At 38.5% G+C, this 13,802-nt stretch carries 10 protein-coding genes and 1 tRNA gene; 4 read left to right on the top strand and 7 right to left on the bottom strand.

The window, feature by feature from the left end; translation table 11 throughout:
* The first annotated feature begins 5 nt into the window (after positions 1-5).
* Together A9970_RS14770 and A9970_RS14765 are read left to right on the top strand one after the other, a co-directional pair.
* Entirely contained in the window at positions 6-806 is an 801-nt protein-coding gene (locus tag A9970_RS14770) for an N-acetylmuramoyl-L-alanine amidase (protein ID WP_153846529.1), read from the top strand.
* Between the two features lie 61 nt (positions 807-867).
* Positions 868-1,815 carry an MlaD family protein gene (locus tag A9970_RS14765; RefSeq protein WP_159731852.1) on the top strand — a complete coding sequence of 316 codons (948 nt, stop codon included), beginning with the start codon at positions 868-870 and terminating at the stop codon, positions 1,813-1,815.
* A gap of 468 nt (positions 1,816-2,283) precedes the next feature.
* Here the strand turns inward: A9970_RS14765 and A9970_RS14760 are convergent, their stop codons facing one another.
* From A9970_RS14760 to A9970_RS14740, 5 genes are all read right to left on the bottom strand, one after another.
* Positions 2,284-4,365 carry a S9 family peptidase gene (locus tag A9970_RS14760; RefSeq protein ID WP_182982832.1) on the bottom strand — a complete coding sequence of 694 codons (2,082 nt, stop codon included), beginning with the start codon at positions 4,363-4,365 and terminating at the stop codon, positions 2,284-2,286.
* Positions 4,366-4,546: 181 nt separating this feature from the next.
* Positions 4,547-6,013: a cell envelope integrity protein CreD gene (creD, locus tag A9970_RS14755; protein ID WP_182982831.1), complete on the bottom strand. Its 1,467-nt coding sequence runs from the start codon at positions 6,011-6,013 to the stop codon at positions 4,547-4,549.
* A gap of 4 nt (positions 6,014-6,017) precedes the next feature.
* Positions 6,018-6,509 carry a hypothetical protein gene (locus A9970_RS14750; RefSeq protein WP_153846533.1) on the bottom strand — a complete coding sequence of 164 codons (492 nt, stop codon included), beginning with the start codon at positions 6,507-6,509 and terminating at the stop codon, positions 6,018-6,020.
* 51 nt (positions 6,510-6,560) lie between these two features.
* On the bottom strand, positions 6,561-6,863 hold the full coding sequence (locus A9970_RS14745; RefSeq protein WP_075991269.1) for a transcriptional regulator: 303 nt from the start codon (positions 6,861-6,863) through the stop codon (positions 6,561-6,563).
* Positions 6,860-7,471 (bottom strand): hypothetical protein, encoded by a 612-nt coding sequence (locus A9970_RS14740; RefSeq protein WP_153846534.1) that lies wholly within the window; start codon positions 7,469-7,471, stop codon positions 6,860-6,862. Before A9970_RS14740 ends, A9970_RS14745 begins: the two co-directional genes overlap by 4 nt.
* Before the next feature lie 149 nt (positions 7,472-7,620).
* Here A9970_RS14740 and A9970_RS14735 point away from each other — a divergent pair.
* Together A9970_RS14735 and A9970_RS14730 are read left to right on the top strand one after the other, a co-directional pair.
* Positions 7,621-7,702, top strand: a tRNA-Leu gene (locus A9970_RS14735).
* Positions 7,703-7,770: 68 nt separating this feature from the next.
* Positions 7,771-9,096 carry a trigger factor gene (locus A9970_RS14730; protein WP_153846535.1) on the top strand — a complete coding sequence of 442 codons (1,326 nt, stop codon included), beginning with the start codon at positions 7,771-7,773 and terminating at the stop codon, positions 9,094-9,096.
* 138 nt (positions 9,097-9,234) lie between these two features.
* Here A9970_RS14730 and A9970_RS14725 read toward each other — a convergent pair whose 3' ends face one another.
* Positions 9,235-9,420 carry a hypothetical protein gene (locus tag A9970_RS14725; RefSeq protein ID WP_182982830.1) on the bottom strand — a complete coding sequence of 62 codons (186 nt, stop codon included), beginning with the start codon at positions 9,418-9,420 and terminating at the stop codon, positions 9,235-9,237.
* Positions 9,417-13,796 carry a translocation/assembly module TamB domain-containing protein gene (locus tag A9970_RS28925; protein WP_182982829.1) on the bottom strand — a complete coding sequence of 1,460 codons (4,380 nt, stop codon included), beginning with the start codon at positions 13,794-13,796 and terminating at the stop codon, positions 9,417-9,419. The genes A9970_RS14725 and A9970_RS28925 overlap by 4 nt, the downstream gene beginning before the upstream one ends.
* Between the last annotated feature and the right edge of the window lie 6 nt (positions 13,797-13,802).

The following is a 13,802-nucleotide window of genomic DNA, read 5'->3' as shown; positions in this document are numbered from 1 at the left end:
ATTCAATGAAATCAGATTTAAGAATTAGAAAATGGTGTAGCGTTGTGTTTGCTACTTTGGGATTTTTTTTATTGAATTCTTTCAAATTAAACAATGGACAGCCCGAGCCTCCAGACTATCAAATAAGGACAATTGTAATTGACGCTGGCCACGGTGGTAAAGATACCGGAGCACAGGGAAGACGATCTTTAGAAAAAAATGTAGCCTTGGATGTTGCTTTAAAATTGGGAAAGCAGATTCAGAAAGATATTCCAGGTATCAAGATCATCTACACAAGAACGACGGATGAATTTGTTGAGCTTTATAAACGGATCCGTTTAGCGAATGCCAATAAGGCAGACTTATTTATTTCGATACACTGTAATTCAAGTGGCGCTAGTGCACATGGTACCGAAACACTGGTTTCTGGTTCGCATCGTTTGGGACAGCAGGATGCTGCAGTTCGTGAAAATGCTTCATTGTTATTGGAATCAAACTATAAAGAGAATTACCAGGGATTTGATCCAAAAGATCCTGAAAGTGCGATCATCTTCTCCTTGATGAAAAACCGATTCCGTGAAAAAAGTATTCGTCTGGCGCAGATGATCGAAGGCGAGTATGTGAAAGCAGGTCGATACAGTAGAGGGTTCTGGGAGAAAGGTTTAGCTGTACTAGCAGAAGCAGGTATGCCTGCTGTATTGACAGAAATTGGCTTTATTAGTAATAGAGAAGAAGAGAGCTATCTATTGTCCGATGAAGGACAACAGGAGATTGTTGATAATTTGGTTTCAGCTCTAAAAATTTATAAAAATTCTGTAGAACGCTAAACAGATTTGCTTTTATGCTGTTTTAAACTTAAATTAATGATCATTACTAAATAGATTATTTGTGAAAATTTCAAACGAGACAAAAGTCGGCATATTAGCAACAGTTGCAATAGTTTTATTATTTATAGGATATAGCTTTCTAAAAGGAAATGATGTTTTTAGTAGCGATAATACTTTTTATACGACCTATACGGCTGTAGATGGTTTAACTCCCTCCAAGCCTGTCCTAGTCAACGGCTATCAGATTGGGCGTGTTTCAAAAATGATTTTACAGGCAGATGGGAAGATCAAAACCGAGTTCAAGATCCATTCTCATTACGATATACCAAAAAATACAGTAGCGAGAATTTCTAGTACAGATTTATTGGGCGGTAAAGCTATTGTTTTCGAAATGGGCAATAGTAAGGAATTGGCAAAGGATGGTGATTTTTTAGCTTCAGGTGTTCAACCGAATATTATGGATAAGGTCGAACCCATTCAAAAAAGGATCGAAACCATTACTATTAAACTAGACTCGACGCTATCAGTCGTTAATAGTGTCTTAGACAAACAGTTTCAGGACGACTTTAAAAAGAGTATCCATAGTATCTCCACTTCTTTGAAAAATGTGGAAGGCATCACCAAAGATGTCGAAGGTCTGGTCGGGGATGAAAAGGGAAGACTGAATAGAATCATGGCTAATCTGGAATCAATCACTTCCAATTTTTCACAAAATGGTGAAAAAATCAATGCGATTATGTCTAATCTGAATAATATAACCGATAAGGCTGCACGATTGGATTTTGAACACACCATGAACAAAGTAAATGCTGCAGTCAATGATTTTCAGGAGATCACTGGAAAAATTAATAGTGGTAAGGGATCTATCGGTTTATTGCTCAATGATGAAGCTTTATACAATAATCTCAATAATGCTTCGAAGGAAATGGATAATTTGATGAAGGACGTTAAAGAGAAGCCAGGGAAATATATCAAACTTTCCATCTTTGGAAAAAAAGGTGAAAAGTAGATTTCAGCAATCAAATCGGATAATATACATAAAGGGCCTGCATATAGCAGGCTTTTCTGTTTTCATAAGATTGCCTTTGGACGTTGGAATTTGTCGGCGGTCCAATACCTTAAATTTGCTCCCTTGGTCTATGCTTTACCGACCAGTACTTTCCTGTAACCAAGTTTATACGATGTTCTAAATTAGCAGCGTTTTAACTGCCTTTTTACAGGGTATTAACACCGGGTTAATAGGGGTAGACCCCTGTTGACCCCCTGTTATACCCCTGTTAACCCCCTGTAAAACCCTAGTGAAACTAGAACTTGATATTAATCGTTGGTTAATAGGAGCATGATACGGTCAATTATGAGTTGAAATAGAAACGCCACTCATGGAGTGGCGTTTCTAATCTGCTAAATTCAGCACTTTAGGAGCGACTTTATTAGTCGCGAAAGTAGATGATCTTCCAATCCGATTTCACCGTGCTTTCTATAAGGTTTCTTTAAGCCAGGTAAAGAATTCTCTTTGCCAAACCTGTGCGTTTTGTCCTGACAGAACCCAGTGATTTTCATCCGGTAGGTAGACCAGACGGCTCTTAATTTTTTTGAGCTGAGCCAATTGGAATGCTGCCAGTCCTTGTCCGATTGGAACACGATAATCTCTTCCACCCTGAAAGATCAAAATTGGTGTGTGCCAATTATTTGCTTTTTCAATCGGGTTGAATGCGGTATAGGATTTCTCATTTTTGCTATCCCAGTACGCTCCGCCCAGTTCGTGGTTGGCGAAAAAGAGTTCTTCTGTGGTACCATACCAGCTTCTCATGTCGAATAAACCATTGTGCGCAATGAAAGTTTTGAAACGGTTTTGATGCACGCCAGCTAGCTGATAAACAGAGTATCCACCATAACTAGCTCCAATCGCCGCGCGGCGTGTTGTATCTACATAAGATTCTTTGGAGATATCGTCTATGGCTGTTAAGTAATCACGGATTGGCTGACCGCCCCAGTCTTGGGAAATAGCTTCATTCCATTTTACCCCCCAGCCAGGCATACCTCTACGGTTTGGAGCGATGACGATATAACCTTGTGATGCAATCAATTGTAAATTCCAACGGAACGAGTAAAATTGTGTCAGAGCGGATTGAGGGCCGCCTTCACAGTAAAGTATGGTTGGATATTTTTTTGCAGGGTCAAAGTTTGGCGGATAGATTACCCATGAAAAAAGATCTGCTCCATCGGATGCCTTTGTAATACGCTTCTCAATTTTGTTTTCGCTGATGCTTGCATATTTTGCATCGTTGACTTTGGTGACCGGAGTTAATGATTTGGTTTTTAGATCAAAGCTGAAGATTTCTGTAGCCCGGGTAAACTTTGTCGAGCTAACGATTAATTTGTCCGCTACTTGGCCTACAATACCGGTGATGTCAAAGTCTCCTTCTGAAATTTGATGTATTTTTGGTAAACTTTTAGCTTTGATATTGGTCGGTACTTCAAGTTCAAATAATTGAACGGTACCTTTCGTAGCAGCTGTAAAATAGATTTTGCGATTGTCACTGCTCCAGATAAAACTATTGACCGTACCATCCCAATGTGCTGTTAGATTTAAACGAATTGAGCTGTTTTTGTCAAATAGCATGATGTCATTTTTGTCCGATTCATAACCATCGGTCTTCATGCTGAGCCAGGTTAGGCTTTTTCCATCGGGAGAGTAGGTTGGAGTTGTATCATACCCATTCATGCCTTCTGTCAGGTTAGAAGTCGTTCCGGTAGCGATATCATAGCGATAAATATCGGTATTGGTACTGACGGCATAGTCTGTTCCGAATTTCTTTTTACAGACATACAGCACTGCTTTGCTATCTGGAGACCAGGCAAAATCTTCGGCGCCACCAAATGGTGCCTGAGGGCTATAGAAGGCTTGGTCCTTCAATAGGTCTACCGGCTCACCAACTTTACCGTCAATAAAACTCGCCACAAAAGGATGACTGAACTTACCATCATTGAAGGTATCCCAGTGCCTATAATCTAAGTTGTCATAGATATAAGCGTCTGACTTTGGCAATTCGGGGTATTTATCTGTACTGTGGTATTTTTTTACCAGAATGGACTGGCTGAAGAGTATTTGCTTACCATCGGGCGAAAATTTGACATTTTCTAAGGCGATATCGCCATTGGTCAATTGAAGTGCTTCACCCTTAGATAGGTTCTTCTTCCATAACTGCCCCTTTAACAAATAAATTACGTCGCCGTTGGGGTCGATCTGAACGACTGTTTCACCGCCTTTTTGGTCGGTGAACTGATGGTTGGTGCCATTGGCCAGTGAAATCGTATATAGATTTTTTTCACTTGAATTGCTTTCCAAATTATAATTGGAAACACCATATACCAATGTTTTGCCATCTGCAGAAAGTCCTTCGGCCGAAACACGACCAAGATCCCAAAGTGTACTTGGGTTGATCGGTTGTGGCGATTCCGACACTAATTTAAAATTGCTTTTTCCACCTTTGCTTTCTTGCGCATTGCTTAGGTTGCACGCCATAATCGCTAATGTAAGTATTGTAAGTTTTTTCATCTGTTTAAACATATCTATGCCGCTGAAAAATTTCTTCGCAAGTTACAGAATTTGGTCATAAATGCTAAGTCAAGTAAAAAAAATAGCCATCTCTTTCATTTAGAAATGGCTTATGAGAATTGTAAATCCCTATTTTTTAAGTAATATCTGAATCAATACCCAATAAAGTCGAAGATGTTGTCTATTGATCCACATGGCTATTGTCAAATTGATACCAGTTTATTTTTGTCGAAATGCGCATCAAAATCGCTAAAATGATAAAGATGCCAATTGTTCCAGCGACAAGGGAATAATCCCGAAGTTGCATGAGGATATAGATAAAGAGATAAAATAAAGCCAGAATTGAACTGAGCAACAGCGCCGATTTCTGATCTTTGGTAATAGATTTAATAAAACTGCCAATCAGCATAACTGTCGCCACGGAAGCGGTTAAATAAGCTAGATTAAATCCAATATGCTCGGATAGCGCGAGTAGCAATGTGTAAAAAAGAACCATCGCTGCTCCAATTAGAATATATTGAATGATATGGATCCGTTTTTTCTTGATCACCTCGGTGAATAGGAGCGAAGTAAAGGTCAGGAGAATGACTAAAATACCATATTTGGCAACCCGTGTTGTTTTTTGATAGTTGTTGATATCTGGTAAGAAGTTAATTGTAATCATGTCCGTGTTATCCAATAGGTTATTTGCAGAGGCAAGTGTAGTGGTGGCGGTTTGTGCCGCTTTGTGCTCATTGCCCTCATTTCCATTTTCGAGGTTGTTATCGAACTGATAGATTGGACGGGCATCGCCAGTCCATTGTTGTGGTAACTTCCGACTGAAAGATGGGATTTCCCATGAAGCCGAAAAATTGGATGTTTCGGTATTACGTTTGCTCGGTAAAAATGCACCAGTGAAACTTGGATTAGCCCAGTTACCCTTAGCCTGGATGTTTGTCTGGTCACCAAGAGGGAGGAAATTCAATGATTTGGATCCTTTTAGATTTAGTTTTATCTTGAAACGATTGTCCGTTTTCTGCGGATCCAAAGATACCGGACAGACTAAATTTTGAGTAAATAATTTGAGATTATTAAAGTCTGGATCGAAAGTTAACTCGTTTCCATCCCAATTCAAGGATGGGCGCTTGCCTAAGCCTTTAAAATCCTGGATACCGAAAATAAGCTTGCTGCCTTTCCAGTCAATTTGCTCATGAGGGATCTCGAGTTTTTCTAGGGATATTTTGTCAAAAGAACCTTCTAATGTTATGTTGCTGTTGTAAACTACCGCATTATAAATACCTCTGGAGAGATGTTGTGGTGTTACATCTGTTGCAATATTGGAAGTTTTGGGTAAGACAAATATCCATTTCAGCTCTTCTCTAAGGTTAGATTTTTCGGCTTTTTCGGCAGAAAGTGGGATAGTCTCGCGATAGGGGATGGCGAGAACAGGGCTTGAAATAACCTGATCCTTTCCCCAATTTAATGTAATTCCATCGGATACTTCCTGTTCGCGGTTTTTCCGCTCTTCAATCAAATCGCTGATTAAGGCTAGCGGAATAAGTAGTATGAGGGAAAGAAAGAAAATGACAAATAGCTTTAGGACAGTAGAATTACTGATTTTCTCAAAAAATGAGGATTGCTCTGTCGGAGGTAAATTATTGTAGTCCATTGTTTTAGCGGTTTAAGTTAAGTTGAATGTTTTTGCTGTATAAGGCAATTTGAAGCTCCGTTAATTGCCAATGAAGGATTTCTTTAAATTCTAAATGATGAAAGCTCTGGAGCGATCGCCCCTTTTGAAAATGTTTTTTGTAATAACCGAAGTATTCAGGAAATAAGGTGCCGCCAATAAAAATCATTGCCATGAGATACAGGCTTATCTTTCCATTACCAAGCAAAAGGAATTGCATGGCAATTTCATCTTGTATCTCTGTTCCGGTTTCAGTCAGGATATGAAAGACATCGTGATTTTCCAGTTTGGGCATGACATCGAAACCTTTACTTTCATAAAAGAACCCCAAATTATGGCCGATGCTTCCAATGGGGTAGGTCATGAAATCTGCTTTAGAGATTCCCCAGGCTTTTTTGTTCCATTTAAAGATGTTTGCATACACTTTGGAGGACCAATTGTAGAGGTGCAGCATCAGTTTCAGTCTAATTCCTTTCATTTAATTATGTTTTAAAAGTACTTTGGTTTTCAAAGTAAATAGATAAAAAAATTATTTGTATTGCTGTTTTATTAAATTTTCAAGTGCAATAAGGTGATTTTCAAAGGCTTTAAGTCCTTTTGTCGTTCTTTTGTATCTGGTGTTCGGCTTCCGGTCGACAAAGCTTTTTTCGACAATAATGTATTCCTCTTTTTCCAATGTTTTTAGGTTGGAAGCAAGGTTACCATCGGTTACATCCAACAATTCTTTCAATGAATTAAAATCATATTCTTCATTGGCAGCGAGAACACTCATAATTTGGAGGCGAACTCTGTTTTCAAATATTTTGTCATATAAGGAAAGATCTAATTTCACGATTCGTACTTTTTGTAAACGATAAAACCATAGATGATGTGTAGCACACCAAATCCCAATCCCCACAATAGTAATCCGTTGTCCGGGAAACATATACCAATCAAACCCAGACAGATTTCCAGTATACCCAGGCCTTTTGCTTCGGCAAAGGTATAGATACTACCCGCAGTCAGTGCCAGTCCATAAAAGATCAGCAGCATAGCAGCAATCAGCTGGTAGTAGCCTTGGACAAAAAACAACAAGGATATCATGCCACCTGTTAGTAAAGGGATTGAAACTGCAAATAAAAGAGATTTGCTTGTAATGTTCCAAATCGACTGCTTATTTTTTCTCGCCTTTTTACGTGCCATTAGCCAGCCGGTCACTAGGGATGATAACAGGACGATCAGCGCAATCATTAAAAACAGTAGGGGCTCATTCAGATTTTTGCCCAATAGTAGAGCGATACTTTCGGGTTGATGTATAATATAGTATCCCAATAGTGTTCCGACCAAAGCATAACAGCCCATGAGTACACCTGATAATCCGCTTATTGAAACAAATTTGGACGATTTTTCCATTAATGATCTGATCTGCCCAAGTTCTCTAAATAAATCTTTCTGTTCCATAAAAGTACTTTGATATTCAAAGTAAATGAATAATAATGAATTATGCAAGGGATTGGGAGAATATTGAAAAAAAATAAAAAAAAGAGTGGAAAATACTTGCAGGATATAGGTTTGGTTTCTATCTTTGTGGCATCAAAAGAAATCCTAATGCGGAAGTGGCGTAATTGGTAGCCGCACCAGACTTAGGATCTGGCGCCGCGAGGCGTGGGGGTTCGAGTCCCTTCTTCCGCACTTGATGTCCTCCCGAACTTAAAACCTCGGGAGGATTTTTTTATGAATGCGATATAGCTAAAAAGAGTATGAATATTTCACACGAGAATGTAGATGCAATCAATGCGGTAGTCAACGTCGCATTAGCACCTGAAGATTATAATCCTCAAGTCGACAAAGAGATTAAAGCGCAAGCTAAAAAAGCAAAATTACCAGGGTTCCGTCCAGGTCAAGTTCCAGTGGGACATATCAGACGTACTTATGGTAAATCTATTTTATTTGATGAGATCAATAAATTAGTGAATGAGAAAATCACCAATTATATTGCTGAAAATAAATTAGAAGTTTTAGGTCAACCACTTCCTTTGGAAGATGATGCACAATACAGCTGGGATTATAAAGACAATTTCAACTTCAAATATGAAATTGGTCTTGCTCCTGCTTTTGAATTACCTTTTACCGCTGAGACTGAATTTACTTCGTACGAAATCAAAGCTGATGAAGAGACATTGGCAGATCGTATCAAGAACTTGCGTCGTAGCTATGGAAAAATGACTAATCCAGAAGTATCTGAAGAAGGTGATGTATTGTATGCAACATTGAAACAAGATAAAGAGGAAGGTCTAGAAAAAACAACTTCTATCCGTACAGATATCGTAGAAGATGCTAAGATTAAAAAATCATTAGTTGGTCTTAAAAAAGACGATGTTGTTAAGATTGATGTTAAAAAAGCATTCAAAACTGAAGATTTAGCACGTATCTTAGGTATCACTGAGGAAGAAGCAACTGCTTTAGACGTCACTAAATTTGAATTGACTGTTAAGAATATCAACCGCTTAGAAGAAGCTGATCTTAACCAAGAATTTTTCGATAAATTATTCGCGGAAGGTGAAGTAACAGAAGAAGCTCAATTCACAGAAAAAGTGAAAGAAGAAGTTGAGAATTTATTCAAACAAAATTCAGATCAAAGATTACGTAATGATATGTATACTTTTGGTATGGAGAAGGTTGATGTATCTTTCCCTGAAGAATTCTTGAAAAGATGGTTGAAAGCAACTAACCCAAGCATTTCTGAAGAAGAATTGAACGAAGGTTTTGCTGATTTCTTGAATAACTTGAAATGGACAATCATCGAAAATCGCGTTGTTACTGAAAATGGTCTTGAAGTTAAATATGATGAAGTTATCAATTTAGCAAAAGAACGTATCTACGCGCAAATTAAGATGTACAACATCAACGAAGAGCCTTCTGATGAGCAGTTGAACCAATTTGCAATTCAATTGTTGCAAGATAGAGAACAAGGTAATCGTTTGTTCGAAGAAGCTAAAGCTTTAAAAGTATTTGATCACTTGAAAGGTTTAGTGAAATTGAATGCTAGTGACATTGAATACAAAGAATTCGAGAAATTAGCATAAGCGATTTTTAAAATAAAAAGAAAGTCCCTTCAATCTATTTGGAGGGACTTTTTTATTTTCAGCGCAGTGTGGTCGCAGCTTTTACACTATTCTTTTTTTTTGTTGTTCAGATCATCCACAGATCGCCTGTGTCGGTAGTTATATGGAGCTGGATAGCTGGATAAGTTCTACTGGTGGAATCGAAGCGGACTCCCAGAATAGGGGCATGCGGTTGGAATAGGAGTTGGTCTGCCCGAGTTGAACGAGCTCAGCCTGAGCTGAAAGAGGTCTGCTGGAATTGGAAGAGGCCTGTTGAAATAGCAAAGGACTATTTCGAAAGGTCAATTGACCTTGCTTTTCTTTGTTTCAGCAGGAGCTGTCGTAATCGTCTTCTTGCCAAAAGGGAATAGCCTTTTCAAGAACTCTGAGAAGGTGTTGAATTCCTGTCGATAGAGTAATCCGAAAGCACTAATATATTCGCCGTCGTTGGGGCTAAGAAGAAAGTTACGTGTATTTAGGCGATTGGAAGCACGTAGGACCAAACGTCCGTCTTTTCTTAAATAAAACATAGCCTCGGCATCGGTTGAGACCCGATCTGAAAATACATTCAAATCCGTTAGAGCCTGACTTCTACGGTCGGAGATACCTCCTGTCAAAACAAGCCTGTCGTTGAATAGACGCAGCGAGGCAGATGCATCATTTAAAGATTTGATATTAATATCAAAGAAATTGATGTTTAGCGATTGGGCTATGATGTTGTTGATTTGGTTGAATGCTATTTCTGTGCCTGCGGATAGCAAGGTGTTATTTACTTCTTTACCGAAGTCTGTCTGTGTACCAGGTGTAAAACTTCGTCTCACGATTAGGCTAAGCGCTTGTTGATTGACATTGTTGGCATCTGAAAAGTATCCTTGCAGTTCATCCTTAACCCCGGGGTTTTGTGGAAAGTTGATATCAAACGTGATTTCCGGCTGACTTAACTGCCCTTTTAGGATCATGTCGGCCTGTGCCAATACACGCTCGGGATTTTCTTCCCGGCCTGCTGCATTATACAAAGGGGCTAAGCTTGTTCTTTGTTGATAGATGGCATTGATATTGATATTCGCTTCGGTTGGGTTTCCTGCCCATCGCACTGTTCCGCCCTCTTTGAGATCAAAAATCTTGTTGATATAGTCTTGGGCAGTGAAATTGAATTTTCCACTGTTTATGATAAAATCCCCAAACATTTCAAAATCCCCCAATGAAGATATCCGCATGTTGAGATTGCTATTTCCCCTTCCTGATAATTCGCCCATACTGGAGAATAGATTTATTTCTGCATTCGGGTTGATCAAGAGGTCCATATTCATCGTCAGACCGTTGAAATCTCGTTTTTTAGTGTTTTTCTTCGTTTTGGTCGAGTCTTTCTCAATAAAGTAGATAAAGTCGGTATCTGAGATTGTACTGGCACTATTGAAGGGAATATTGATAATCGTATTTTCTTCGGATTTAGCACGGATATTGATGTTCATGGCGGAAGTTAGTCCTTTAAACTGAAAGGTGCCTGAAGCGTAAGCAGTGCCATAATATACATTATTGTCCTTTATTGTGGTATTTAATACCATGAAATTCTTGGTTTCGGCAGTTACATCGATATCGGGATCACTCAATTTGTTGAGATCTACAACGCCATCAATGGTTGCTACATTGTTTTTGGGATCGTATACTTTTAGCCCTGTGAGAAAAATTCGGTTATTGGTAACCGCAATTTCGTCGGAAAGGCGGTATGGCGTTTTTAGGTAATTGATGACCATCGAAGCGTTATCCAATTTTCCAGAACCCGTAATTTTGGGATTCAGGATGTCTCCTTCAATAGCAAGATCTGCAGTGACCTTGCCTTGCATATTGGATACTAAGCTTCGTAGAAATGGCTGAAAAACAAATACATCTGTATTTTCCAGTTTAGCTTTCAGATTAAGCTTATTGTTTTCGCTTAGGTGGTTATAGGAACCTTGTAACTGAATTAATTTATTTCCTTCCTCTATCTTGCTGTCTAGTTTAACCAATTGATTTTCGGGATCGTAGTTGGCATTCAGTGCTAATGAGCCGATCGGAATATTGTTATACAGGATAGGAGATGTTTTTATATTGGCGACAATAAAGGGTGCTTTGAATACGGAATTAACTTCAATATTTCCGTTTAAATTTCCGGAGAGATTGATGCCATGGGGCTTGGTAATCCCATTTAAGGATGTAAGATTAAAGTCCTGAAATTTGAGATTGATCTGATCACTGACTTCGTTGGACAGGATGCCATCGATGTGGACTTTTTGTTCGTCGTGACTCAGTGTCAGTTTTTCAAAGTACCATTTTCCTTTCGATATTTTCAATTGTGCATCATTATTGACAAGCCATCGCTCTCTATTGATTAAGATATTCGATGGATAGAAATTGATATAGGCAGGTTTGGCATGGGCAAAGCGTATGACGCCATTAAGATCCAGACTATTGCTTGCTTGAAGTTCCGACATTTTGATGTTGAATTGTAAACTATCGTTTGCCAAGGTGTTTGAAATATTGACGTTTTTAATATAGGTACTGTCGGTAAAATTTATGCGATCGATGGAGGTCTGCAATTCCATATTCTTCAAGTTGGCATTTTGATCGACAATCAGGTGAGTTAGTCGAATGCCATTGTACTTGAATTCGGGTGCGTAAAAATTAAAACTGGCCGTTTGTTTTTCACTTTCAAATTTTGCATTGAGCGTTGCACCGCTGTCTAACGCAATGTCCTTTCGAAAGAATGTTGCGATCGGCTTAAAAGAAGTTATATTAATATTCAGGTCAAAGTCCTGGCGATTAAAAATGTTGTTTTCAAACCCGATTGCCGGAGCGTAGCGCATGGCTAAAGCTTTAAAATAAGGAACAATTGTATTGAGGTCTATTCTTCCTTTGAGATCAATGTGTCCGATAGCCGACTGCAAGGTTAGGGAGCGTGCATTTTCATCTCCTTCGGCAAGGAAATTGATGTTGCGGATGACGAATTGGCCCTTAGAGGAAGTGAAATTGACACTGTCTGATTTAAATTCGCCGGTAATATTATTGATGTTGTCCCCAATTAAACTGGTGTGGAATTTCGTGTTAATAATGTTGATGGAATCCCCTTGAAAGAAGTTGAGTTTTTTTAGATTGGCTTGTTGGATATCAGCATCCAGGTGGTAGTTGGGTTTGACAGACCAATCGATATCTGTGGTAAACTGTAGTTTTAAATTAGGATCATATATTTGCCCTGAAGCAAGAATTAACTGTTTATCTGTATTTCCTTCAATTTGTATATGTTGATAGCTGTAATTCTTGAAATTGAAATTACTAAGATCTCCTTTTATCTTTAAGCTCATTTTCTTAGGATCGGTACCTGTTCCGTCAACCTGTAAATTGAAGCCTGTTGCTCCCAGGTCTTTTAATTTTGTTATCGTACCTACATCGAACTTTTTAGATTGAAAATTGCCCGCATATTTTATTTCCTTTTGAATATCCAATAAGGCATCAGCCTCAACATTACCGATCGCAGTCGTGAAAGCTCCCTTTGTCTTAAATTTATTGTATAATCCATTTAGGCTGCCTTTGAATGAAAATTTGTCGAAGATCTGGACAATTTCAGGGAGTTTGAAATTTTTTAGATTTCCGAGATCTGTAATAACTGCATTTAAGTCTTTGTGCTCAGAAGAAATTGCTATGCTGGGAACAATAAATTTAGTTTTGTCGATATCTGGTAGACCGATAATCTGGAGGTCGCCTGCTAAACTAGTTTTTTTTCCAATTGTTAAATCGACCTGTGATGCGTTGATGGAAGATACAGTTCCTTCTAGATTTGCCCGCTTGATATTGACGTCAAATTTGACTTGGTGCATAGGCGAGGAAAAGAAAGCAATATCCTCGGAGTGAATACGGGAGTCCCGTGCACGAAGTTTTACATGAACTTTATTGATGAAGTCCGAAAAATCGTCAAAGCTGTTGTAGCTAAGTTTGATGTAATTTTTGAATGTAGAACGGTTGGTGGCTAGCATAAGCTCACTGAGTTCGATGCTTGTATTGCTTACCGTCGTTTGGCCAAGAAGGCCTTTGATCTCTAAACCCTTCTTTTCGCGAAGATTGAATGTCTTGATGTTCGCTGAAATTTGATTAGAATCGATTTTTATCTTATCAAAATGGGCGTTAAGTTTGGAAATCCCTAAATCTCCAAAATCGACGACTTTATTGTAATGTTTACGTTTATGGTTAACATAGTTAAACGCATTGTTCTTAATAACAAGTTCCTTGAAATCGAAGATGATTTTTTTTGAACTTTTCTTTTTCTCTTTCTTAGGTGGGTTGAAATAACGAATTAAAAATGAGATGTTTGAGCTGTCCTGAAATTGCTCAAAAGTAGCTTGGGTATCCTCAATGGTTAGTTTATTGATCACAATCTTGTTCAGTTCAATGAACTGAGAAAGGTTGACGTTGGCTTCTAACCTTCCTGATTTTAATATTTCTTTTCCCTGTGGACTATAGAGTTGAAAATCTTCTACTACAATAGATTTAAAAGGTTTGAAATAGATACTTTTGAGGCTTATTTTGGTGTTTAGTTCGTTGGATAAATAGTTGACAGCTTTTTGGGCAACATAATTTTGTACCGGTTTCAACTGTAGGGATAACGCCAATGCAAGCAGTATAATGAATATACTACCAAGGACTATTGACACTATTTT

The organism is Sphingobacterium sp. UME9 (genome assembly GCF_014170215.1).
Classification (GTDB): domain Bacteria; phylum Bacteroidota; class Bacteroidia; order Sphingobacteriales; family Sphingobacteriaceae; genus Sphingobacterium; species Sphingobacterium paramultivorum.
The sequence above is the reverse complement of the archived record's forward strand: the minus strand, read 5'-3'. Positions and strand labels throughout refer to the sequence as shown.

What these genes read in the sequence shown, in the direction of transcription:
- creD (WP_182982831.1), bottom strand. Translation starts at nt 6,013, where the DNA reads ATGGACTACAATAATTTACCTCCGACAGAGCAATCCTCATTTTTTGAG.
- A9970_RS14750 (WP_153846533.1), bottom strand. Translation starts at nt 6,509, where the DNA reads ATGAAAGGAATTAGACTGAAACTGATGCTGCACCTCTACAATTGGTCC.
- A9970_RS14740 (WP_153846534.1), bottom strand. Translation starts at nt 7,471, where the DNA reads ATGGAACAGAAAGATTTATTTAGAGAACTTGGGCAGATCAGATCATTA.
- A9970_RS14770 (WP_153846529.1), top strand. Translation starts at nt 6, where the DNA reads ATGAAATCAGATTTAAGAATTAGAAAATGGTGTAGCGTTGTGTTTGCT.
- A9970_RS14760 (WP_182982832.1), bottom strand. Translation starts at nt 4,365, where the DNA reads ATGAAAAAACTTACAATACTTACATTAGCGATTATGGCGTGCAACCTA.
- A9970_RS14730 (WP_153846535.1), top strand. Translation starts at nt 7,771, where the DNA reads ATGAATATTTCACACGAGAATGTAGATGCAATCAATGCGGTAGTCAAC.